This window comes from Akkermansia biwaensis, assembly GCF_026072915.1.
GTDB classification, from domain to species: domain Bacteria; phylum Verrucomicrobiota; class Verrucomicrobiia; order Verrucomicrobiales; family Akkermansiaceae; genus Akkermansia; species Akkermansia biwaensis.
In genome coordinates this window covers 514,295-539,768 of sequence record NZ_AP025943.1, presented here as the reverse complement: position 1 = coordinate 539,768, position 25,474 = coordinate 514,295, and the positions used below count along the sequence as shown (strand labels likewise).

The 25,474-nt window shown below is 61.9% G+C and carries 7 protein-coding genes and 1 tRNA gene; 3 read left to right on the top strand and 5 right to left on the bottom strand.

Annotated features, from left to right (window positions below):
- Positions 1-1,133: 1,133 nt before the first annotated feature.
- Positions 1,134-4,853 (top strand): autotransporter outer membrane beta-barrel domain-containing protein, encoded by a 3,720-nt coding sequence (locus tag OQH67_RS02115; protein ID WP_215436448.1) that lies wholly within the window; start codon positions 1,134-1,136, stop codon positions 4,851-4,853.
- Positions 4,811-17,107, top strand: a complete 12,297-nt coding sequence (locus tag OQH67_RS02110) for an autotransporter outer membrane beta-barrel domain-containing protein (protein WP_215436444.1) — start codon at positions 4,811-4,813, stop codon at positions 17,105-17,107. Before OQH67_RS02115 ends, OQH67_RS02110 begins: the two co-directional genes overlap by 43 nt.
- A gap of 127 nt (positions 17,108-17,234) precedes the next feature.
- Here the strand turns inward: OQH67_RS02110 and OQH67_RS02105 are convergent.
- The 5 genes from OQH67_RS02105 to OQH67_RS02085 all read right to left on the bottom strand — a co-directional run bounded on the left by OQH67_RS02105 (position 17,235) and on the right by OQH67_RS02085 (position 22,504).
- Positions 17,235-17,309 (bottom strand) — tRNA-Arg (locus OQH67_RS02105).
- A gap of 174 nt (positions 17,310-17,483) precedes the next feature.
- Positions 17,484-18,596, bottom strand: coding sequence for an ABC transporter permease (locus OQH67_RS02100; RefSeq protein WP_215436441.1), 1,113 nt, complete (start codon positions 18,594-18,596; stop codon positions 17,484-17,486).
- A gap of 4 nt (positions 18,597-18,600) precedes the next feature.
- Positions 18,601-19,707: an ABC transporter permease gene (locus OQH67_RS02095; RefSeq protein WP_215436435.1), complete on the bottom strand. Its 1,107-nt coding sequence runs from the start codon at positions 19,705-19,707 to the stop codon at positions 18,601-18,603.
- Positions 19,704-21,467, bottom strand: a complete 1,764-nt coding sequence (locus tag OQH67_RS02090; protein WP_215436432.1) for an ATP-binding cassette domain-containing protein — start codon at positions 21,465-21,467, stop codon at positions 19,704-19,706. The genes OQH67_RS02095 and OQH67_RS02090 overlap by 4 nt, the downstream gene beginning before the upstream one ends.
- Entirely contained in the window at positions 21,464-22,504 is a 1,041-nt protein-coding gene (locus OQH67_RS02085) for an HlyD family secretion protein (protein WP_215436429.1), read from the bottom strand. Before OQH67_RS02085 ends, OQH67_RS02090 begins: the two co-directional genes overlap by 4 nt.
- 114 nt (positions 22,505-22,618) lie before the next feature.
- Between OQH67_RS02085 and alaS the strand changes: the two genes are divergently transcribed.
- Complete coding sequence (gene alaS, locus OQH67_RS02080; protein WP_215436426.1) at positions 22,619-25,447, top strand: alanine--tRNA ligase; 2,829 nt, start codon at positions 22,619-22,621, stop codon at positions 25,445-25,447.
- The last annotated feature ends 27 nt before the right edge of the window (positions 25,448-25,474 follow it).

Genomic DNA, 25,474 nt, shown 5'->3' with positions numbered 1-25,474 from the left:
CATGCCGGAACGCAGAAGCAGAGAAAAAGTATCTGAAATGAGGGGGACGGCGGCATGGTCACAGGTAGTGCCGTTCAAGCCCAGTTTGGGAAAGACTCTTTCCCCGGCAAGGGGGGAAATACCATGCCTGGATACAAGAGAATGGAAAAGTAGGGGATAGCCATGATTTCGTGGCGTGTGTTATGCCAGATCCTGGCAAGAGGGAACAGGCCGTGGCACTGGAAACGTATTGCAGGAGTTTTGCCGGTGGCCATGAACGAATCTCAAGGACAGCGGTGTGACCTTTCATGAATTTGCGGGAAGAGTTTTAAGACGCCGGAGTTGTTGCGGGCGCTGGCGCTTTTCAGGGGAGAGGGGGGGAGGCCGGAGAAAAAGGCTGTTTCTTGTTAGGGATTATATCCCTGCTTGGGTTATTCTGATCTTGAAATAAAGGAGTTAACGGAAATATGCCATGTCCAGTTTTGTTTTTTCCAGATGGCGGAGCAACCAAATTGTAAAAAAGCCCAAAAGTGTATTTGTTTCCGGTTTGCCGCCTTGATTCATTGTCTGACATGGTTCGTTCAAAGAATGTTTCCATCTGAACAAACAGGGTCGGTTTCGGTCAGCACAGATATGGGAATACTGCCATTCATCTGCGTGCATGGTTCCTGGCAGGCTATGTCCGTGCCGGGAGGCTACAGCGTGCATCCGGACCTGGGGTTTCCTCCTTTTTCTTATGCTTCCGGAGGGAAAGGATGGCTTCCTCCGCTTTTCCCGCGAGGACGCGTGTGGTGTCCCACTTTTCCATTAGAGAAAGTTTTTTTTGTCCTGCTGCCGATTTTCCTCCATCGGCTTTTTTCGGTTGTGCTCCTTCCTCCCGGCACAAGGTTTGTTATGTCCGGTAGAACAATTCTGACGTGGAGAAAGGCGCCCCGGCTCTTGTAAATGATAGAATAGCATTTATTCCTGCATCGGCGGATTCTTGAATCCGGTTGCCCGTTCCAGGGCCTTTGACGTGAACGCATGCTGTTCTTCGGAACGTCCCGCATGCGCTCAAATCCGCGTACTGGCATTTGCTCCCGGTGCAGGCCGTTTGCCCCCACTCCTTTTAATAATCCCCTATCCCATTTTTAAACACATACCCCATTCCCCTTATGAAATTGAGATTGCCGCTTTTTCTTGCCTCATTGCTGCTGGCCGCCATGGCCGTAGCTTCCCGTGCCGATGAATTCACCTGGACCTCCACTTCCTCCAGCGCTTCGTGGAGGGAGGCTTCCAACTGGAATCCTGCCGAAGCGCCGGGGCTGAATTACGCCCGGTATGATACCGTTATTTTCAACAATGCGCTTTTGTCCGCCGCTACCACCATCACGCTCAGCGGCAACGTTTACCTGAACCAGCTGATCAGCACGGCGGACGACCAGAAGACGCTGACGCTGACGGGGAGCGGCGCAAGAATTTACTTCGGCAAGGAAAATCCCGGCATGTCCCTGAACGGCAACATGACGCTGAACTTGAATGTCCCCGTTTCCACCGACCAGGATTTCACCATCATCTCCAAACGCTCCAACGTCATTTTCAACGGCACGTACACCAATCTTTACCATAACCTGAACGTGGATGCGGACGCCGGAACCCGCGTGGAATTGCGCGGAGAAGCCTCCTATATCAATACGCTGACCAAGGACGGCATGGGAACCCTGGTGCTGGCCGCGGACAACCGCTATATCCAGCACGTCCATCTCCATGAAGGCGCCCTTCATCTGGGAAGCGACAAGTCCCTGGGCGGGGCCGTACTGGTTCTGGGCAATAACGATCTCCGTAACCAGGTCGTTTCCCTTCAGGCGCTTACGAAAGACCTGGTCCTGACCAACGATTTTTCCTGGCTGAACACCAATTTGAATATCACCGGGCAGCATGCCATTACGCTGGCGCCCCGCAACCAGGTGACCATTGATTTGAACGGCGACAGGAGCATTGATACCGAGCTGAATACCAGCCTCATATTCGGCAGCACCGTAGCCACGGCCGGAACGGGCGGATTCACCAAGTCCGGGTTGGGACGTTTTGAAATTCAGGGGACCAGCCATGCGTTCGGTTCCTTTTCCGTCCGGGACGGCGTCGCGGCCGTTACCGCCAGGGGGGCGGATTATGTGCTGGGCGGTCCTGCGGAGAACGGGGAAGCCCTGCCGCTGGGAACCGGAACCCTTTCCATCATTGGAGAGAATAGCAGGCTGGAACTTTCACCGGATACCGGGCGTGACGTGTATGTCAGGGGAAGAATCAGCCTGGACCGCGGCGGCGTTTTTGAGCTGATGAACCGCGCCTCCGTGCACCTGGAAGAAGGCGCGGAACTGGACGGCGGAACTGACGGAACCACTCCCACCCTGTTCATCCTGCGGGGAGACGTGCATATGGACGGGGGGATTGCCTCCCATCTTCCGAACGTCCAGTTCGGTTCCTCCGCCACCCTGTACGGTTCCGGCCTGCAAGGCTCGTTTGGCGAGCTAACGTTCGGCTTTCAAGAGCTTTCCGGAGACTCCGTCACGCTGGATTCTTCCCTGGGCGGCCTGGTTGCCGCGAAAGCCTCCGTTTCCGACCATTCCACATTGATGCTGGGCGCGGATGGACAGCTGGGGGGAGAACCGTCCCTTTCCCTGGGGAAAACCTCCACACTGGACACGCGGGGATTTTCCGCTTCCTTTTCCGATTTGTCCTGGACTTCCAGCACCGTCTGGGCGGACAGGTCCACCATCGTGCTGAGCAACGGAACGGGTTCGGGCGGCGGCATTCTGCACTTTACCGGCAACAGCCTTTCCGGAGGCGCCGGACACCTGGCGCTGGAAGGCTGGCAGGACGGGCACGACCAGCTTCTTTTCAACCATGACGTCAGCGGGGAATCCTGGTTTTCCCGGGTCCACTTCCTGGGCTACAATGATGAAATGGGGCTTGAGGTTGCCGCGCGGGGAGATGCGTATGAACTGCGCCCCGCCTCCGTGAATACGGGGGGAGTTTATACGTGGACCGGCCAGGCCTACCTGGGCGAAGGCATCAGCAAGTCCACTAATACGAATGCCCTTTTCGGCGGGAACTGGGACGCCAACCGCGCGCCTGCCGGAGCGGGGGCGGAGATGGTGTTTGCCAATCTTGATCCCCATTTGCGGGGCAAGGGAATTAAGTTGAACTCCCCGTCGGGACAATTCGTAGTCGGCAAGATGACCATTGCGGACGACGTGGCCGGATCCTTTTCCCTCAGCGGGAACGACGTTCTGGTTTTTGACAACGGCGGCGCCCAGGCGGAATTGTACATGGGAACTCAAAATAATAACTACAGCATTTCCAACAATATCCTGATCGGGGAAAACGGCCTGAAGTTCATCGGCAAGAACGGCAAAATGCAGCTATTCGGCGCCCTGCAGGGGGACGGAGACCTGGTGATTACAGGGGAATCCGGCATTTTGGAAATCCGGAAGAAGGGTAACACGGAATACCGCGGGAACGTCATTCTGGAGTCCGGAACCCTGATGCTGACCGATAACGGCGTGCTGGGCACCGGTTCCCTGGTCATCAAGGGCGGAGCTCTGGGCCGCAACGGCAATTCCGCGGAACTCCGCAACCGGCTTGTCATCCAGAATGATTTTCGTCTTGCCCAGGGCATGGTAGCGTTCACCGCTTCCGGTAACTCCGTCAAGGATGTGGTCCATCTCGACCGCGTGTTTACCATTTCAGGCGCCGGCAGCCTGTATTTCCGGGAAGGCCGCGACCTTCAGGGCGCAGGAGGACTGGTGCTGGGGCCGCCCACGGGAGGAGTGGTGAGCATTTACAATTTTTCCAGCAACAACAGTTTCAGCGGCGGCTTGACCCTGAACGGCAATACGCTGTACGCGGCGGACGCCACCGGCACGGACGGCGGGGAATTGAATTACATGGTGTTCGGGGAACGTGAGCAGAATGCCAATTACGCCGGCACGGGCGACATCACCTTTGCGGGCAGCGGCAATTTTTACATCCGGGGCGGTGAACAGACGATTGTTGATTTCCGGAACGGCGTCAACATTTCCGGAAACGGCGGCACCCTGTGGCTGCAAGGGAAGTCGCAGGAGGTCCGGCTGACCGACGTCAATTTCGGAGGCTCCGTGACCATCAATTCCTACGGCAGGCAGGTCTTGAAGATAGGGCAGGTTGACTTTCTCAACAGCGGGTCCTCCTCCCTGATCCTGAGCATGGATCGCCATGATTCGGGTTCCGTGGAAGGGGACGTCTCCGTCCGCTCCCTGAACGGCGGCGAAGCCAGTTTGGACGGTCTTTTAAGGTTGATGATCAACGGTACAGGGTACACCTCCACGTTGGAGGAAACGATCAGCCATGTCGCTGTCTCCAATGTAAGGCTTTCCAGCGGACGGCTCGCCCTGACGCGGGACAACCAGATTCAGGGCCTCCGTGCAGGGGAATACGCCACTCTGGATTTGTACGGGGGCTCCATCATCAGCTCCCAGGGAGTCAGCAATACGTTCGGCACGCTGACCATCAACGGCGCCGCGACCATGGAGCTGGGTTCAGGCGGGGAATTGACCTTCAGCAAAGTCAGCAACTGGGGAACTAACGGCGGACTGCCCTACCTGGTCAACATAGAAAACGCCTCCGGCATCTGGAATACGCCGGACAGTCCGGACGTTTCCTCGGAACACATCTGGTTGTTGACGGCAAACGCCCTGACGGCGGACCAGCTCAACCAGGTGGCTTTTACCGGGTACACCCGCGGGGCGGAGCTTTATTACCATGAAGACTTGAAGAAATGGGAATTGCTTCCGAACGGGGACGCCGCTTTTGAATGGACCGGAGGCGGGGGGCGGACAGCCGGTCCTGGTCGCTAACCGCCAACTGGTTCGGGGGCAAGGTGCCGGTCACCCGCGGCAACATCGCCATTTTCCGGGACCAGGATGCGGGCCTGGACCAGAAGACGATTTTGCTGACGGAGGACATCACCCTTTCCCAGATCAATTTTGAAGGCGCCAAATCCACCAGTTTTTGCATTGATTCCTCTTCCGACGGTCAACGGGGGGTGCTGACGTGGGAAGGCCAGGGGGACGCTCCCGCCAAGATTTTCATGGCCGGGGCCATGTCTCCCGACATCCGGGCTGACATGGTCATCTCCCCCGGCGGGCTGCTGGTCAGCCACAGCGCCTACAACCAGACGCTTGTGTTGAGCGGCCGCATCGGCAACGCGGCCGACGGCTCTTCCGGCGCCTTGATTCTGGAGGGAAGCGCTTCCAAGGGGACCTTGAACACCATCAGCCTCCAGGGGGACAACACGTTTACCGGAGGCGTCATCCAGAGGGGCGGAAGGCTGGAGATCACGCATGACCATGCGCTGGGGGCGGGTTCCTATACCGTGGACGGAGAAGGCCGCTTCGGAGGCAAGGATCTCACCGGCTATACCATCCGGACGGTAGGAAACGACCTTCATCTGAAGGCCACGAACGGCGATGACGGCAAGTCCTGGATTCTCACCAGCAGCATCACGTTCAACGATGCCGACGCTTCCGATGTGGACGGCTTCCTGTATGGCCCGCGCCAGACGGTTTCCACCGATGCCGGGGCCACGCTGACTTTCGGGGAGAATTACACGGTTGCGGACGCGGACGGGAACGTCCCCTCCATGCTGGAGTTTAAAACTACGTCCACTACTTCTCTTACGGGCGTTTTCCTGGGACAGAACACTTTTTCCGGAGGCTTGACCGCGACGGGAATCGGGACGATTACGCTCAAGGTAGGTTCCAGCAGCATCCTGAATGATCCGGCCCATCCGGAAGCGGGCATCAAGTCCGGCCCCCTGGGCACGGGAACCATCTTTTTCGGCAACGGGCGGTCCCAGAGCCTGGGCGTTTATTCGCCTGAAACCAATACCGCCGTCCATTACGTCCTTCACAACAATATTGAACTGGGGACCTCGGAGGAGTTGAGATTCATGGGCGGCAAGGGCTCCCTGACGCTGGATTCCGTCAACTCCCTGGATTTCGGCACCACGGACAGGACCCTGTACACGGGGCAGTATTACGCCGGGGGTCAGTACCCCACCATGCTGGTGATCAATTCCCGCGTGGACGCCTCCCAGGCGGCCGTCGCGGTGCGGGGGACCGAGTTCGTCCGCTTCTCCAATCCGGACAACGTGTTCAAGGAATTCAACATCGGAGTAAAGGAATACGATTACAATAACCTGGAGGGGCGCGTATCCGTCGGAGCCGACAACGCGCTGGGAGACCAGGCCATAGGCGTTTACGCGTGGACCAGCGCCACGGCGGCTTCGCAGTCCTACCTTCAGGCTTATTCGGGGGAAACGGGCCGGTCGGTGCGCACGCTGAGCAACCTGTTCCGTTTCCATGCGGGACTTATCTTCTCCTCCCTGGTGGAGGAAGGAGGCATTGCCGGAGCAGAACAGCCGGGAGGAACAGTCACCCTGAACCTGAACGGCACGGGGGCCTCCGACCTGAACGCCGGGCTTTCCTACAACCAGCGGAAATTCACGATCAACAGTACGGAAACCGCCTGGAACAGCAAGATTTACAACAGCGTGATCGTTTCCTTCGCGGAAACGCATGACCTGACCAACGGCGGCATTCTGGCGGACGGCAATTCCACCAATTACAAGGCATGGCTGGCCGGCCAGGGAGGAGAACTGGAACTGTTGGGCACCAAGACTTTTTCCGGTAATACAGATGACGGCCACGGCAGCCGCTTCCTCGGCACGGGCTATGATCCGGACAGCAGCCATTACGCGCTGGTCATCGGCAATTACGGCCTGGTCACTACCACGCTGGGGGACAAGGACATGGTCATCGGCGCCACGGCGGACGACAACCGCGTCACGCCCTTCGGCCAGGGAGAGATTCTGCTGGACGGCCTCAACGGGCTTCTGCTGGTGCGCACGGGCGGCCAGAAGAAGAACGTCTATCTGGAAGACGGCCTTTTTGAAATGGCGCGCGGCACGTTTGAAGTCACCGGCGGCGGCAGCCTCCTGCTGGGCCGCAAGGGAGACGGAACGGCTTTTGACCAGACCCTGGCAGGCAAGGGCGGACAAGCCGGGCAGGGCATGATTTCCGCAAGCGGCGGCAGCCGGATCGTTGTCGACGCCGGAGACAGGAATGTCACGCTCAGGGCCTACATGGGCGGGGACGTCACGCTGCTTTCAGGCACGCTGAACCTGGCCCTGGAAAAGGCGCTGGGGTCCGTGACGGACATGACGTTCAACGGTGGAACGCTGGCCTTGAACAGGATGAGCCAGTCCCTGGGAGCGGGGAGCACCCTGTCTCTGGGCAGTTCCTCCCTGTCCACGCTGGACTTCGGCGGCACGGCCGCCTCCGGCAACGTGGTGATGGAGGCGGGGCGCCTGGGCGCCTGGGATGAAAACGGCACGCTCATCATCAAGGGCTGGAAGGGCAACATCGCCGGCGGCGGGAGAAGCCAGTTCCTGCTGACCGGCTACGGCGCGGCCAGCCCCAAGTACATCGGCAACATTTCCTTTGAAGGATACAGCACCGGGGCCCGGATTGTCTGGGTGGACGGCCATTACGAGATCCTGCCTTACGCCGCCACCTACGTTTGGACGGGCGCCCGGGGCAGCTCCTGGGACGACCAGGGAGACTGGAAGGACGGCCAGGTGCCGAACATCATCAACGCTTCCGTCACGTTCGGCAATGAAGCGCTTGATTCCAGCACCGTCGCCGTGCTGACGGCGGACCGGACCGTGGGCGACCTGAAATTCAGCGGCACGCGGAACCAGCAGTTTGAAATTAGGGGCGCCGCAGGCGGCATCACTCTGGTGCTGGCCCAGACGCCGGAATCCGGATTTGACGCCGGGATTGAAATGACGGGCAATTCAGACGCCCTTATTTCCACGAATGTCCGCCTGGACAGCCATTTGAAGATTTCCAACGAAGAGGGGGCGGACCTGGAGATCAACGGGACCGTTTTCCACGACAGTGATTCCACCTACAGGATCAGCAAGAACGGAGCCGGCGTCCTGACACTGAGCGGCAACAGCACCTTCAGCGGGGGATTCCTCCTGAATGAGGGCACGCTGCGGATCAACCAGGACGAACGCCTGACCAACCAGAGCGTTTCTTCCGGAGCCGTAGGCACGGGCGTTCTGACGCTCCGCGGCGGCGCGCTGGAAGCCTGGCGGCAGGACCGGACGCTCAGCAATGAAATCGCCATGAGCGGAAACGTCGCCATCGAGGGCTCCCATTCGCTTTTGCTGGACCACCGTGGCGGCCATTCCAGCCGCATTGACGGAGACGTGGTGATCACGGTAGCTTCTTCAGCCTCGCTCATCATCGGCGACGGCCATCATTTCTCCTGTGACGGCAATATAACTAAGGGAGGGTTGGGACTCCTGGAATGGCGTAGCACACTGGACAATACGCTGTCCCGGGGAGTCCGCCTGAACAGCGGGACCTTGGTGCTGTCGGCAGACAACAACTACTCCGGGGGAACGGAAATGGCAGGAGGAATACTGGCCATTTCCCGGAATTCCTCCCTGGGTAATGCCGACAGCGCCATTGAGGTCCTGGGGGATTCCACCCTGCGGATTGACCGCAGCCTGACCGGAGTGCTGAACAATTTTTCCCTGTCCGCCGGAACGGCATTGACCGTCCAGACGGCGGACGGCGGTTCTTCCGCCACGGATGCCGTGCTGGCCGGCGTCATGTCCGGAGAGGGCAGGCTGGTCAAGACCGGAGGAGGCTCCCTGATCCTGACCGGACGGAACAGCTTTACCGGAGGGGCGGAAGTGAGAGAAGGCGTTCTGCAGCTGGGCAACGGCGGAACAGGAGCCGGTTTCGCGGCAGGCGCCAGCCTGGCGGAAGGAACGCAGTTCGTGTTCAATCACAGTGACCGCATGGATTATGCCGGAAGCGTCAGCGGGCAGGGAACCCTCGTCAAGCGGGGAACGGGCCGGCTTGTCCTGTCCGGGAGCAGCGCTTTTACGGGAGGGAGCATCCTGGAAGAAGGAACGCTCACCGTGGCCCACGGCCAGGCCCTGGGAGACGGAGCCCTGGCGATGAATGACGGCACTGTTCTGGACTACGGCCAGGGCATTGAGCTGGGGAATGACGTCTCTATCAACGGCAGCGGCCTGCTGAACGTGGATGAAGGAAAGGCGGCCGTCCAGCAGGGAATCATCAGCGGCGGCGATATGGAAAAAACGGGAACAGGCACGCTGGTCCTTACCGGAGAGAATACCTACCGCGGCGCAACTTCCGTCCGGGAAGGGACGCTTCAGGTGGGGGACGGGGGCCGGACCGGCTCCATCCTCTCCATGGCTGATTCCTCCCTTTCCCTCACCGTGGCTTCGGGAGCGGCCCTGGCCTTCAACCGCAGCGACGACATTCATTACCAGGGAACGGCGGCAGGGGAAGGCAGGCTCATCCAGCGGGGCGCCGGAACATTGCTGGTGACTGGCGCGCAGGAGTATACCGGCGGCAGCGTCGTGGAAAACGGCACCCTTAAAATCACCGGAGAGGGGGCGCTGAACGGTTCCGTCCGCATCCACGGAGGCGCCATGTTCTACATCGGCAGCCAGGACGCCCCCTATACTCTGGCGAACGACATCCTGGGAGAAGGCACGCTGGTCATCGACCTTTCGGAAGACCGCCTCCCGGAAGATGGCAGTCCGCTGCAATTCTCCTTCGGCAGCCGTGCCGCAGATCTGGGAAAAGGATTCACCGGAACCGTGGAAATGCGGAGTACGGCCTATGTGGTTGACGAACAAATGGAATGGTTCATGAATGGGGACAGCGTCTCCCATCTGAAGACGGCTGCCGGGAGCGTGGGGTCCCTTCAGGCCGTAGCCCAGGCGGACCCGGCCCTGCGCGCCAGAACGCTGGAGGGGACCGTGAATTTTGCCGGAGGGGAAATGAACTGGACCCTGGATGCGGACAACGAAGCGTCCGCCTGGCTGCAGGCCGGCTCCATCACCCTGACAGGGAATACGGATTTTAACCTGAATCTCAGCGAACATGCCGTTTACGACGGAGGGAGGCTGTCCTTCTTTGACGGACCGGGCACCGTACTGCTTGCCGAAAGCGGAACTGCCGTCAGCGGAGCCGGGTTGTGGACCCTGTCCGGCGTGCGCCTGGGCGGGAAAACCCAGGCGGATCTCCAGGCGGTACGGCAGGGAATCGTGCAGGGCGGCGCGGAAATCGCCCGCGGCGTCACTGCATGGTCGGCGGGAACGGAGGACGGAACGCGCCTGGTGGCCTACCGGGAACTTTCCCGGGTGGAAATTTATGATGGACGCACCCTGTCGGTTGTGCTGGATGCGGACGACTCTTCGCGTGAACTGAGCGTTGCGTTGACGGATTATACCCTGGAATCCCTGCTGGCGGACGGGAATGACCCCGCCGGGGCGGACAGGGCGGGGTCCGGCCATGTCAGTTTCAAGGATGCCGCCGGAGGTCGCGGCATCCTGCTGAGCGGGGCCAACAGCTATACGGGAACGACGACGATCGAGGCCGGAACCAGGCTGGTTCTGGGCGGCGATTCCGCCCTGGGCGGCGCCGGACGCCACACTTCCCTGCTCATCGCGGATTCCGTGAATGCCGTGCTTGACCTGAACGGCCATGCGGCTTACACGGGAGGCGTCAGCATCGGCCACGGGGGCGGCATTTTCCTGGGAACTGCAAACGGCGGGGAAGGCGCTCTGACCATCGGCGCCAATGCGGAGGACGGCACGCCGTCCGTTGCCGGGGGCGGCAGCATCGCCGGGGACGGCGCGCTTGCCGGAGCCGGGACGCTTCATCTGAACCTGGGCACGCTGACCATTTCCGGGGCCAATGACTCCGTGCAGGCGGAGACGGCGGTAGGCCGGGATGCCACCCTCCTGCTGACCCATGCAAATGCCCTGGGCAAGGGGGATTCCGCCGGCGCCATTGCCGTGGAAGGGCTGCTGCAAGTCAATGCGGCCGGAACCCTGGACAACGTGGTGGCCGGGTCCGCTGCCGGAACGTGGGAAAAGCTGGGAACGGGAAGGCTCGTCTCGGAACGTGACCACACGTTCGCGGGAACCGTTTCCGTTGCGGACGGAACGCTGGCGCTGCTGGGCGGCAACCATTTCTTCCGGCAGGTCAACCTGCATGACGGGGCCGTTCTGGAGCTGGGGCAGGACGCCTCCGCCGGGAACGCCCTGATCAACATGGAAGGTCGTTCCGGGACCATCCGCGCGTTGAACGACCTCCAGTGGTCCAACGCCATTTCCCTGGGACGGGAGCGGGGCGTTCTGGACACGAACGGCCGCACCGTTACGGCGGGCGGAACCATCAGCGGCCAGGGACTTCTGGCCGTCACCGGAGGAGGCACGCTGAACATCCGCCGGGAAAATACGTATGCGGGCGGTACCGTGATCACGGGTAGCGGGGCATTGCGCCGCGCTTCCGGTACCAGAGTGGTGCTTGGGGAGGGCGGGGAGCGCGGCCTGGGCGCCGGACTGGTGACCCTGCAGGGCGGAAGCCTGCTGGAACTGGCCTTTTCCGACAAAACCTTTTTCAACCGCCTGGCCGGAACCGCTGCGGAAACGGTCCTGGTCAGCGGCCGCGGGGTAACGCTGGACGCGGACAACAGCGCGTTTGCGGGCACCTGGGAAATTACGGGCGGGGCCCTCGCCGCCGGCACGCTCCGGGACGCGGCTTCTCCGGACCATGTTCTCAACAATCTCGGCACGGGCAGTTCCATTTTCCTGAACGGAGGGGAGCTGACCCTCTCCGGAACGAATGCGGAAGACGCGGACCTGCTGTTTGCCAACAAGCTGTCCGGCAACGGCATTCTTCATGCCGTGCTGGGCACGCAGGACAGCCGGTTCTTCTTTGACGCGGACCGTGCGCCGGCGGCGGGGAATTCCTTTACGGGAACACTGGACATGAAGAACGGGACGTACGTCTTTTCCACGGCGGACGCTTCCGGCCGGGGAGTCCTTCAGCGCGGAACGCTGGAACTTTCCGCCTCCGGTTCGGGCCGGGGTTCCACCGTCATCGACGGTGATTACAGGATAGGCGGGTTGACCATGAACGGAGGCGTTCTGAAGGTGGGCACGGACGCCAAGGGCGCCCCGGCAGGCATGCTGACCGTGGACGACCTGAATGTGGACGGCGGCGGAACGGTCGCCATGCGCATTCCCCAGTCCATCCATATCACGGACGCCAAAGGCACCCTCTTTGACGATAACCACGACGCGGAGGCCTACCAGCATCAAGTGGTGCGGGCCGAAGGCACGGCCTTGCCCGTCCACGGCGCCCAGCTTTCCTTCACCAATGAGGACGGCACCGTCACCGGGAATCCGGGCATCAGGCAATACGTGCAGCTGACCGACTCCGGCAGCCGGGAAGTGGCCGAAGCCGTGTATGACTACATCATGACGGTGAAGACGGACGCCGCCCCGAATTCCGGAGAAAACGGCATCTATCTGGGCTACGGCCTGAGCCGCATCAATTCCTACACGGCCGGCACGCTCTACCAGCTTGCCAACACCGCGGAAAGCAGCAACGTGATGGGCGCCCAGCTCACCAGCACTGCCAGGGGAGAGGAAGCTGGAGCCCCCTCCGTGGGGGGAGGCTTTGAATTCCGCGCCTTTGACGACGGGGAGCACGGCATCGTCATCGCCAACGCCGCCAACAACTACACGGGCAAAACCCTGGTGAGCAGCGGAAAAGTCACCTACGGCGCCGACAACGCCTTCGGCAACACCAGCGAGCTGGAACTGGCCGCCGGAACGAAGGTGGACATGAACGGCAAGACCCAGACCGGAGACAGCCACTTTATCGGCGGCCTGACCATGACCGGAGCCGGGGCGGAACTTCTGATAAACGGGGGGCAGCTGGAAGTGCGCGGCTCCGCCGCCCTCTCCGGCAGTACGGTGGACCTGGGAAATGCTTCCGGCAGGCTCGTTCTCACGGGAGCCGCCGCTCTGGACAATGACGCCCTGATGAATCTTCAAGGCGGCCAGGCCGCGCTGGGCGGAACGGCGGCCGTGGACCACGGCAGCAGCATTCTGCTGGAAGGAGGCGCTCTGACCGTCTCTGGAAAAATGACTGTCGCCAACGGAAGTTTCCTCCACCTGGGCGGAACGGCCGGAGGCTCCCTCACCCTGCTGGGCGGAGGTTCCCTGGAAGGGGGGAATGTGCTGGCGGGCCGGGGAAGCATCACTCTGGGCGGCGACGGAACGACGACGGTTGTCCGCGGAGCCAACGGCCAGTTGAATGCCGCCGTGGACATTCAGGCGGGAAACGCCGCCCGGCTGACGGACTTCAAGGGACTGGGAACAGGCGCGATCCGGCTGGACGGGGAACTGTCCATCACGGGTGCCGCCTCCGGCGACCTGTCCAATACGGTCACCTTCGGTTCCGAGCCCGGCGGCGTCCTGGACCTGGTCAACAGCCGTGGCGCGCAGAGCGGAACGCTGCAAGGGGAAAGCGCGGCCATTCGTCTGACGAATTCGGAATGGACGCTGGCCGGAAACAACTCCCGGCTGGGGGCCGGTTCTTCTTTCACGATTGACGCGTCCTCCCGCCTCACGGCTGCCGGCTCCGGTACGCTGGGACAGGCCGCCGTAAGCATCGGCGGCGTTCTGGAACTGGACGCCTCGGAAGGCACGGAATGGAACCTTTCCAACCGGTTGTCAGACGATGGAACGGACGCCGGGGAACTCGTCAAGAAGGGAGAAGGAATGGTGGTCCTGAATGCGGAAAACAGCCGCACGGGCTCTACTTCCATCGAAGCCGGAGAAATCAGGCTGGAACACGTGCTGGGGCTGGGAACCGGGCACATTGCCGTGGAAACGGCCTCCGGCGTCCTGACACTGGGGGAAAAGGCCACGGGAGAATTCGTCAACCGGATTGCCAACGGCGGAACGGTAAACGTGTCGGGTTCTTCCCTCATTCTTTCCGGCGATATCAGCGGAACCGGCAGGGTGAATGTGCTCTCCGGAGCGGACGTGCTCCTTTCCGGGGACAATTCCGGATTTGACGGGGAAAACGGAGCCTTGTGGAACGTGGAGGCGGGAGCCGCCGTTTCCATCACCCGGGCGGCCAATCTGGGCGAGAGCGCGGACGTGCTGTTGAACGGAGCCCTGACCCTTCGCAGCGCCGTTCCGGCGGAAGGAAACGTTTATGTCTGGCGCAATGCGCTGGCGGGCTCCGGGAACCTGGTGGTCAATCTTTCCTCTGAAGCGGAGGAATTCGCCTTCGGGGAACCTCATGCCTCCGACACGGGCCGGAACTTCACGGGCACCGTCACGCTGGGGACGGCCACGTTCAGGCTGGACGGGCCGGGTAGCGGCAACGTGCGGGCCCTTGCCCAAGCCACGCTGGAACTGGCGGACGGCAGTCACGCCGTCGTGGAGCGGGGGAGCGGTCAAAACGCCCTGGGTGGGCTGACCCTCCGCGGGGGCGAGCTTGACTTCTCCTGCGTTCAGCACACGGGGGCCCATCCGGGGCTATCCGCGGACCACGTTTCCCTGGTGGCCTCCAACGGCACGCTGACGGTGGCGGGCGGAACGGTAAAGGTGAATGCGGGCCTGCTGACCGGCATTGACACGACGGTGGACGCGACGGCCAACCTGCTGACTCATGAAGACCCCTCCATGACCTTTGACCCGGACGGCAGGGAGCTGGCTCCCGTCAAGCTGGTGCAAACCGCCGCGGGACAGGCGCAGGGGGGCACCGCTTCCCTGGAAGTGGTGGACAGCGATTCCGGCGCCGTGATGCCGATGGACGCCACCGAACAGACGGTTTCCCTGCGGCATGGCGACGAAGTCGTCGCGACGGGGCATTACAACTACGGCGTCAGCCTGGGCGCGGAGAGGGACGGCCTGTATGTGGGGTACATCCTGACGCAGGTGGACATCCGGGACGGCAAAACCCTGGTGCTGGACAATGAAGACGCCACCGGCGCGGCGGCGGACCTCTCCGCGCACCTTGCCGGAACCGGCCATTTGACCGTTCACGCGTCCGGAAACATTAACAAGGTGATCTCCCTTTCCCACAGCGGCAATACCTTCACCGGCATCACCACCGTCACGGACGGAACCACGCTGAGGGCGGAGACCGCCACGGACCACATCATCGGGGAAAGCAGGCAGCTTGTTCTGGGCAGCGGATCGACGTTCGACATGAACGGCACCAACCAGAACGTCAACAGCCTCACGGGCGCCGGGCAGGTGCTCTTCAACGGAGAAGGCACCCTCCGGCTCCGCAATGCGGCGGATGCGGACAGCACCTACCGCGGAGATATGCTGGGGGCCGGAACCATGGTGAAAACGGGCGCCGGGGAACTGACCCTCCAGGGCGGCCGCATCCTGCACGAGCAGGGGACTACGGTGGAAGAAGGCGTGCTGACCATGAACGGCGCTTCCGCCCACGCCAACAAGCCGCTCGTCACGATCAAGGGGGATTCCCGCGTCAACATGGACGGCGGCAACATCGGCAGCAGCGGAGACACCCTTTTTGCTGCGGAGGATGCCACTGGAGAACTCCATGTCCGGAATATGGCCGGTTACACGGTGGGCCATGACGGCCAGCGCCTGCTGGACGCCAGGGGCAGCGGCTCCTTGAACGCCGTGTTCAGCAACGTGAAGGACGTGCGGGGCGACGTGCATGCCGCCCCGGAATCCGCGGTGAGCATGCGCCTGGCGGACGGCACCACCCTGACGGGCATGATTGACCCGGCCTCCCTGGCCGTGGACGGCACCAGCACCTGGAACATGACGGCTGATTCCACCCTGACGAACCTGCGGAACAGCGGCGTCATCGACTTCATGGACAGCGGCGCGGACGGCTTCAAGACGCTGACCGTTACCGGAAACATGGACAACGACGGCGACATTCCCGGCTCCTTCCGGATGAACGTCAGCCTGGCCGCCATGAAAACGGACATGATCAAGGTGGGCGGTTCCGTTTCCGGCTCCTACCACATCATCATCAAGCGCGATGCGCTGACCGACCTGACGGACGCCCGGACCTTCTCCCTGAAGCTGGTGGACGTGGACGGAACGAACGCCGGGAACGCGGACGGAGAAACCTCCTTCCACGGGAGCACGGACGTGCGCATGAGAAAGGCGGTGGTCCAGGCAGGGGACGCGGAAGGCAACCACAAGGAAGACTGGTTCCTGGTCTACGACTCTTCCAAGGACCCGTCCGGCGACGTCAACGACACCGGCAAGAGCATCCTGGGCATCTCGGACATCAGCCTGCTCTGGTTCACCCAGACGGATACGCTGACCCGGAGAATGGGTGAATTGCGCATGAACGGTCCCCTGAGCGGCAACTGGGTGGACAACTTCTGGATCCGCAGCTACGGCAGCCGGTACAACGTCGGTTCCGGAGCCACCGGCTCCAGCTACCGCGACTACGTTTACGGTTCCGACATCGGGGTGGACCGGGGCTGGCAGCTGGACCCGCACAACCGCTTGTACACGGGGCTCTTTGCCGGGTACGGCGGCGCGCGCAAGGACTTCCGGGCGCCGGGAGCCAAGGGAGACACGGACAGCTTCTACTTCGGCGGCTACGGCACCTGGATCAACCGGCACGGCTACTACGTGGACCTGGTCATCAAGGCGCAGCACTTTTACCATGACTTCAGGGCCTACGATGAAAGCTTCAACCGCACCAGCGGGGACTACACCCAGTGGGCGGTAGGCTCCTCCGTAGAAGCGGGCAAAATGTTCAAATTCAGGAATGACTGGTTCATTGAACCGCAGCTCCAGCTCAATTACTTCCACGGGGAAGGGGCAGGCTACTGCACCACGGGGGCCAATCCCTTCCAGACGCAACTGGGCGGCACGGATGTCCTGAACTTCCGCTACGGAGTCAACCTGGGTCGCACCTTCAACGTCGGAGAACACGGCATGCTGCAGCCCTACGTGACGGCGGAGGGCATCCACCAGACCAGCAGCGGGGGCCGCGTCAATGCCGGGGACGGCCAATGGCGGCCCAACATGGACGGCTCCGTCTTCCGGTGCGGTGCCGGCGTCATCTGGCAGATGGACGCGCGCAACCAGCTCCACTTCAGCTACGACGCCGCCTTCGGCAAAAAATACACCATGCCCTGGGGAATCAATCTGGGTTACCGTTACCAGTTCTGACGGCCCCGTGTCCCGTTTGCGCCGGCGGGGGCCTTCTTTCAGAAGGGGCCTGCTGCCGGTGGTTGTCAGACAGCCTGTCCCGGCAAAGGAAAATCCATGCAAGTTTTTAACTTGCATGGATTTGTTTTGGTAGGCCCGGTAGGAATCGAACCTACATCGTCGGTACCGGAAACCGATGTCCTATCCATTGAACGACGAGCCCATGTTCCAATCAGAACGAGAGAGATAGAATAGAAAAAACGGGCCGGATGCAAGTATTTTTATGCGGGTGACGGGATTGGGAAAAGGGAGGGTGCCCAGATGAAGGGCTGGCCGTCAGAGTTGCCCGGGGCAAGGGCCATTCAGGGATGGGCGGCGGGAGCAGCCTGGGTTTCCGTCAGGAGATTTTGCGGTGGAAGGAGAAGATGGCGGCCGCGGCGGTTCCGATGGTAACGAGCGTGATGGCCCCGAAGAGGGGCCAGAGGTCCATGAATCCTGCGCCTTCCAGGAAGATGCGCTGGATGAGTTCCAGGCCGTACCGCATGGGGTTGAGCAGGGTGAGGTCCTGGAAGAATTCCGGCATGCTGGAGATGGGCGTGGCGAAGCCGGAGAGCATGACCGTGGGGACGACGAGCAGGAAGGTTCCCACAATGGCCTGCTGCAGGGATTGGGAGAAGGAGGAGATGCACAGGCCGATGGCCGCTCCCGTAATGATGAAGAGAAGAATGGCGCCGGAGAGCAACCAGATGGAGCCCTGGAAGGGGATGCGGAACCAGAACATGGCCACCAGCACGATGAAGAAGGTCTGCATGATGGAGGTGATCACGGTGGATATTCCCTTGCCCAGCAGGATTTCCCGGGGAGTGTAGGGAGCCACCAGGAGCTGGTCGAAGGTGCCTTCCTCCCGTTCCCGGGCGATGGAGAGGGCCCCGGACAGCACGGACCCGATGAGGGCAAGCACGGCGATCAGGCCGGGAACGATGAACCAGCGGGTGATGAGGTTGGGGTTGAACCAGGCGCGGGATTCTATTTCAACCGGGGGGGCGGCTGCGTTTTTGGCGAGGAGTTCCGCCCCGAAGTTGGAGGCGATTTGCTGGGCGTAGCTGAGGGCGATGGCCGCGGTGTTCGTGTTTCGGCCGTCTCCAATGAGCTGGAGCGAGGCGGGCCGCCCCGTTTGCAGATTGCGGGAGAAGTCCGGCGGAATGGTCAGGCCCAGGACGATGTCCCGGCTGTCGATCAGGCTGTCGATGTCTTTTTCCGTGGCCGCCGTGGCCTGCCTCCGGAAGATGCCCGTTCCCTCCAGGTCCGCGATGTATTGGGCGGCCAGTTCTCCTCCGTCCTTGTCCAGCACGGCGTAGGGGACGCGGGTGACGTTCATGGTGGCTGCGTAGCCGAAGATGCAGATTTGGAGGACGGGAGGGATGATGAGGGCCAGCCGGCTTTTTTTGTCCCTGAGCACGGCCAGCAGTTCCTTTTTGATGAGGGAGGTTAACCGGATGAAGAAGTCCATGGCGTTATTCAAGGGATTTGGGGGCTTTCAGGCGCGCGATGCTCATCAGGACCACGGCAAAGACGCCCAGTGTGATGCAGCACGGAATGATGACGGAGGGGATGTCCCCGGCCAGAAACAGGGTCTGGAGCAGGGTGACGTAGTAGCGCGCGGGGATGAGGTAGGTGACGGCCCGGACGGCGGGAGGCATGTTGAGGATGTCGTACAGGAAGCCGGAGAGCATCAGGGCGGGCATGAAGGTGCCCATGATGGCGAACTGGCAGGCCAGGAACTGGTTTTTCGTGGCCGTGGAGATGACCAGCCCCAGACCCAGCGCCACGATGAGGAACAGAGCGGAGACGGCCAGCAGCAGGAGGAGGGAGCCGCGGATGGGGATGTCAAAGACGAAGGCGGCGAAGACCATGGAGATGGCCAGGCTGACCATGCCCAGCAGGAAGTTGGTGGCCGCCTTGGCGGTGAGGATTTCCCCGCTGCCCACGGGCGTGACGAAGAGGCTTTCCAGCGTGCCCCGTTCATATTCCCGCGCCATGACCAGGGAGGTGAGCAGCGCGCCGATCATGGTCATGATGGTGACGATGACCCCGGGCACCAGGTAGTAGTGGCTGTCGTTGGCTTCGTTGAAGCGGGTGCGCGCCTGCACGTCCAGGGCGGAGGCGGTTTGCCCGGCCAGTTCTGCGGCCCAGGAGCCGACGACCGCCTGAAGGTAGCTGCGGATGAGGGTGGCCTGGTTGGCATTGACGCCGTTGACGACGATCTGGATTTTGGTGATGCCGCCGTTGAGGGTGTCCGGGGCGTTGCTTTGCAGGGCGATGAAGGCGTCCACTTCATGGGTGCGCAGCAGTTCTTCCGCCTCATGGGAGGAAAAGACGCGCCGGGTCTGGAAGTATTTGGAGAGGGTGAGCCGCGTTTCCAGGCTGGTGGACTGGCCGGAAGCCGGCACCGCGAGGTACGCGATGCGCACGTTTTTGATGTCCATGCTCATGCCGTAGCCGAAGAGGAGCAGGAGCACGGCGGGAAGGATGACGGCGATCCCCACGTTACCGGGGTCCCGGACTACCTGGTGGAGTTCCTTGACGATGAGGGCGCCGATGCGTTTGAGGGAGGCGATCATGAGTTTTCCCCTCCCTTCTTCATGTATTGTTCCGTGATGGCCAGGAAGGCGTCTTCCAGGGAGGCGGGCGCGCCGTCCTCCCGGGGCGGCGCGTGTTTGCGTATTTCATCCGGGGAGCCTTCCGCCAGCGTGGTGCCGTCCATCATGATGAGCATGTTGTCGCAGAATTCCGCCTCTCCCAGGAAGTGGGTGGTGATGATGATGGTGACGCCTTTTTCCGCCAGCGAGTTGATGCGCAGCCAGAAGTCGCGCCGCGCCAGCGGGTCCGCGCCGGAGGTGGGCTCGTCCAGAAAGAGGATGTCCGGGGAGTGGAGCAGCCCGCACGCCATGCTGAGGCGCTGCTTGTAGCCGCCGGGCAGGTGGGCGGCGGGAGAGTCCATGTAGGGGGTGAGGCGGAATTCCTCTTCCATGGCCTGGATGGCGTCCTTCCGCTCCTTCCCGGCCATGCCGTACGCCCCGGCGAAGAATTCCAGGTTCTGCCGCGTGGTAAGCATGCCGTACATGGAGAATTTCTGGGCTACGTACCCTACTTTCCTCCGTGCCCGGGCCGCGGCTGTCCGCAGGTCCGCCCCGGCTACGTTGAGCGTGCCGCTGGTGGCAGGCAGCAGCCCGCAGAGCATGCGGAAGGTGGTGCTTTTCCCCGCTCCGTTCGGCCCCAGCAGGCCGAAGACCTGCCCTTTCCGGACGGAGAAGCTGACGTGGTTGACGGCGGTGAAATTGCCGAATCGGCGTACGAGGTCCGTGACCCGGATGACGACGTCCCCTTCCGCCGCCTGTTCCGGGAGCGGTTTTCCTTCCGGAACGGGAACGTCTTCGGGCGCCGGGTCCGTTTGTTCCGCCAGCAGGGTCATGAAGCCGTCGGAGAAGTCCGGACTGCCCGGCTGCGGATGGTATTCCTCCAGTTTTTGCCGCGTGGGGTGGTCCGGCGGCAGGATGATGCGGACCGTTCCTCCCTGGGGCGTGGCGTTGATGATGCCGGGCATGGCGGACAGCCTGCTCTGGAACTGGCGGGTGTTGATTTTTTCCGGGGTTTGTACCGTGACGCACATGCCTTCCGCGCGCGCGATGACGTCCGCGGGCGGCGCGTCCACGAGCAACCGCCCCTGATACATGATGAGGGTTCTGTTGCAGTAGGCGGATTCATCCATGTATGAGGTGCTGACGAGTACCCCCACGCCTTCCTCATGGGAGAATTGCCCGAGGATGTTCCACAGTTCCCGGCGGGAGAGGGGGTCCACGCCCACCGTAGGTTCGTCCAGCAGGATGAGGGGCGGGGAGGAGATCAGCGAGCAGCACAGCCCCAGCTTTTGCTTCATGCCGCCGGAGAGTTTGCCCGCCAGGCGTCCGGTGAAGCGTTCCAGGCTGGTCATGGAGAGGAGGCTGCGGAAGCGTTTTTCCCGGTCCTGGCCGGAGACGCCGTGCATGCGGGCGTAAAGCTCCATGTTTTCCCGGACGGTGAGGTCCTCGTACAGGCCGAATTTCTGCGGCATGTAGCCGATGGAGGATTGAATGGCCCGGCTTTTTTTCACGGAGTCCAGATTCAGGACGAAGATGGAGCCCTCATGCGGTTTCATCAGCCCCGTAATCAGGCGGATGAGAGTGGTTTTTCCCGCGCCGTCCGGCCCCAGCAGCCCCACGATTTCCCCGGAGGAGAGGCGGAAGGAGACGGCGTCCACCGCCGCAAAGGGGACGCCTGCCGGGTCCGGAAACATTTTGCGGACGTTCCGGCAGTCGATCAGGAGGCGGGAGTCTGCATTCATGGCCTGGAGTGTTCCGGAGCGGGCCGGCCGCTTTCCTGGTCCAGGGGGATGGTGACCGTGGCCGGGGCTCCCAGGCGCAGCCGGTTGTCCGGATCGTCCACGATGATGCGCACTTCATAGACCAGGGCCGTTCTGAGGTCCGGCGTTTCCACGTTTTTAGGCGTGAATTCCGCAACGGAGGAGATGAATCCCACCGTTCCCTTGAAGTCCGTGCCGGGGAAGCTGTCGTTATGGACGGTGGCGGAGAAGCCGGGCTTGACTTTCCCCAGCTGGGATTCCGTGAGGTACGCTCTCACCCATTTGGTGTGGGTCAGGGAGAGGTTGTAAACGGGTTTCTGGGGGGAGGCCATGTCCCCCTTTTCCAGAATGCGGTTGCGCACCACGGCGTCGCTCGGAGCGTAGAGAACGGCGTCTTTCAGGTTTTGCTCCCTGATAGTTAGGTTGGCCTTGGCCTGGTTGTACTGGGCGAGGGCCTGGGCTATGTCTTCCACGCGGGAGCCGGCCAGCAGCAGTTCCAGCTGTTTCTGCGCTACGTCCAGATTGGCGGAGGCCACCTGCTGGGAGGCTACGGCGTCGTCCGCTTCCTGCCGGGAGATGGATTTGCTTTCCGCCAGCGCCACGAGCCTTTTGCTGCGCAGGGCGGCGTTGTTCAGCGTGGCCTGGGCGGATTCCACATTCGCCCGCGCCTGGGCTATTTCCTCCCGGCGGGGGCCGTTTTTCACGCGCAGGTAGTTCTGGCGGGCGGCTTCCGCCGTCTGGCGCGCCTCATCCGCGGCCTGCTCCAGGCGCACCGTTTCCAGCGTGGCGAGTTTCTGCCCGGCGGTGACGGTGTCTCCTTCGTCCACCAGCACGGAGTCGATCCGCTCGGAGATCAGGAAGGCCAGGTCCACCTGCCGCAGGTCCACGTTGCCGTAGAGCACGGCTTCCTGTTCGGGGCCGGCGGGAACCTCCCGGTAAATGAACCAGGCCGCCGCGCCTGCGGCACACAGCAGGATCAGGATGACCACCAGCTTTTTCATGTCTATGTTTATACGCATGTATAATATTTCTTTGCAAACAAAAACGCAGTCATCATGACGGGGAAGGAATTAGCGGTTTACTAAGGGGGGGAGAACGGGCATAATCCGGCGACTTTTACTTTTCCAATCGATATGATGACCGCCACCGAGATCCGCCAAAGCTTTCTGGACTTTTTCCGCGAGAAACAGCACACGGTCGTGCCTTCTGCCTCTTTGATGCCACAAAGCCCCGGACTGTTGTTCACGAATGCCGGCATGAACCAGTTTGTTCCGTATTTCCTGGGCGTATGGACGCCGCCGTGGAAGCCCGCCCGCGCCACGGACACCCAGAAGTGCATCCGCGCCGGGGGAAAGCACAACGACCTGGAGGATGTGGGCTACGATTCCTACCACCACACGTTTTTCGAGATGCTGGGCAACTGGTCCTTCGGCGATTATTTCAAGAAGGAAGCCATTCACTGGGCCTGGGAGCTGGTCGTGGAACGCTGGGGTTTTCCGGCGGAACGGCTGTATGCCACGGTGTACGCTCCGGACAAGAGCAAGGGAGATCCCGGCGAGTTTGACCAGGAGGCCTGGAATTACTGGGCGGAACTGTTCCGTTCCCATGGGCTGGACCCGGACGTTCACATCGTGCACGGCAACGTGAAGGACAATTTCTGGATGATGGGAGAGACCGGTCCCTGCGGCCCCTGTTCCGAACTGCATGTGGACCTGACGCCGAACGGTGATACGCACGGCAGGTTGGTGAACAAGGATTCCGATTTGTGCATCGAGATTTGGAACTTGGTGTTCATCCAGTACAATGCGGAGAGCGACGGCTCCATGCGCAACCTGCCCGCCTGCCATGTGGATACGGGCATGGGCTTTGAACGCGCCTGCTCCATCATGCAGTGCACGGACGGGTTCAAGGATTTTTCCCGCAAGCCTTCCAATTACGCCACGGACGTGTTCCGCCCCCTGTTTGACAGGCTGGAAGCCCTGAGCGGCCGGAAGTACACGGACGTTTATCCCGCTCCCGGCTCCAAGCTGGTGGCCGCCGGGGACGACGTTCTCCAGGAGGCGATCGCCTTCCGCGTGATTGCCGACCACCTGCGCACCCTGAGTTTTTCCATTGCGGACGGAATTCTGCCGGGCAATAACGGCCGCAATTACGTGCTGCGCCGCATTTTGCGCCGCGCCGTGCGCTATGGACGCCGCCTGGGGTTCTCCCAGCCGTTCCTGGCCCAATTGGTGGATACGCTGATGGCCTCCTTCGGCCAGGTGTTCCCGGAACTGGCTTCCCGCGCCGATACGGTGAAGGAGGTGCTGACCCGTGAAGAGGCCAGCTTCAATGAAACGCTGGACCGCGGCCTGGAATTGTTTGATGCGGAAACGGCTTCCGCCGGGAAGGTGACCGGCGAGTTTGCCTTCAAGCTTTACGATACCTACGGATTCCCGGTGGACCTGACGGCCCTGCTTGCGGAGGAACGCGGGCTGGACATCGACATGGAACGCTTCAACCGCCTGATGGAGGAACAGCGCGACCGGGCCCGCGCGGCACGGAAGAGCGAGGTGGTGCGCGCCCTGGATTTGAAGACGGACGCCGTAACGGATTTCACGGGCTACGATGTGGACGAGTGCGCCGCCACCGTGCTGGAAGTGAGCCGCCAGGGGGACTCCCTGTTTATTATTACGGACAAGACGCCGTTTTACGCGGAGATGGGCGGCCAGGTGTCCGATGCCGGACTGATCGAGATCGGCGGGGACAGCTACCACGTGGCGGCCGTCCAGCAGATCGGCGGAGCGCGCGCCCATGTGGTGGAGTATCAGGAAGGGCTGAACGTGAAGCCCGGGGACCGCGTGCATTTGAGCATTGACGCGGAACGCCGCCGCCGGGTGGAGGCCCACCATACCGCCACCCACCTCCTGCACTGCGCCCTGCACCAGGTGGTGAGCCCGGATGCGGCCCAGCAGGGGTCCTTCGTCTCGGAAGACCGACTGCGCTTTGATTTCAACAGCGGAGCCGTTACGCCGGACCAGCTGCGGAAGATTGAAGAGAAGGTAAACGGCTGGATTGACGCCGGACTGCCGGTGTATTGCACGGAACGCGCCTATGCGGAGGTGAAGGGGAATTCCGCCATCGCCCAGTTTTTTGGAGACAAGTACGGGGATTTGGTGCGCGTCGTCCAGGTGGGCGGCTGCGAGAACGCTTTGGACGGCGTTTCCATGGAGTTCTGCGGGGGTACCCACATCGCGAATACGAAGGATATCGGCCTGTTCAAGATCAAAAGCGAAGGGGCCATCGCCTCCGGCGTGCGCCGCATTGAGGCCATGACAGGGGATGCCGCCCTGGAGATGATCCGCCAGCACGTCGTTGCCAAGAGCCTGGAGATTGCCAAGGCGGTGGAAAAGATCAAGGAGGTGAATTATGCCCTGGAGGACATGGGGATGGAGCAGGTTCCGGTTCCCACGATTGAGGGCAAGCCCGGCCTGTCCGCCATCGGCGCTTCCGACATCCGCACGGTGAATGAATCCCTGGAACGGTTTGACGCCAGCGTGGAACATTTCAAGCAGACGGCCCTGGATGCGGAGAAGAAGCTGAAGAAGGCCCGCGCCGGCCAGTCTGCCGCCAGGGCTGACGCCCTGCTGAACGAATGGCTTTCCGGTGATCCCGCTTCCCTGATTCAGGTGGCGGAAGGGTCGGGAGAGCTTCTCCAGGAACTGCTCAACGGCCTGAAAAAACGCCAGTATGCGGGTGCGGCCTTCCTGCTGTGCGTGGATAGTTCTTCCTTGCTCCTGGGAGCGTATTGTGGCAAAGATGCCATTGCGGACGGCCTGTCCGCCGGGGACCTGGTCCGCGAGGTGTCGTCCCTGGCCGGCGGCAAGGGCGGCGGCCGTGCCGACCAGGCCCGCGGTTCCGCCCCGCAGGATGCAGACCCCCAGACGCTGGCCGCCGCGGCGCGCAAGATTATCAACGGATAGGCCTTGAGGGGCCGCTCCAGTAAAGAA

What these genes read in the sequence shown, in the direction of transcription:
- OQH67_RS02115 (WP_215436448.1), top strand. Translation starts at nt 1,134, where the DNA reads ATGAAATTGAGATTGCCGCTTTTTCTTGCCTCATTGCTGCTGGCCGCC.
- OQH67_RS02110 (WP_215436444.1), top strand. Translation starts at nt 4,811, where the DNA reads ATGGACCGGAGGCGGGGGGCGGACAGCCGGTCCTGGTCGCTAACCGCC.
- OQH67_RS02100 (WP_215436441.1), bottom strand. Translation starts at nt 18,596, where the DNA reads ATGGACTTCTTCATCCGGTTAACCTCCCTCATCAAAAAGGAACTGCTG.
- OQH67_RS02095 (WP_215436435.1), bottom strand. Translation starts at nt 19,707, where the DNA reads ATGATCGCCTCCCTCAAACGCATCGGCGCCCTCATCGTCAAGGAACTC.
- OQH67_RS02090 (WP_215436432.1), bottom strand. Translation starts at nt 21,467, where the DNA reads ATGAATGCAGACTCCCGCCTCCTGATCGACTGCCGGAACGTCCGCAAA.
- OQH67_RS02085 (WP_215436429.1), bottom strand. Translation starts at nt 22,504, where the DNA reads ATGCGTATAAACATAGACATGAAAAAGCTGGTGGTCATCCTGATCCTG.
- alaS (WP_215436426.1), top strand. Translation starts at nt 22,619, where the DNA reads ATGATGACCGCCACCGAGATCCGCCAAAGCTTTCTGGACTTTTTCCGC.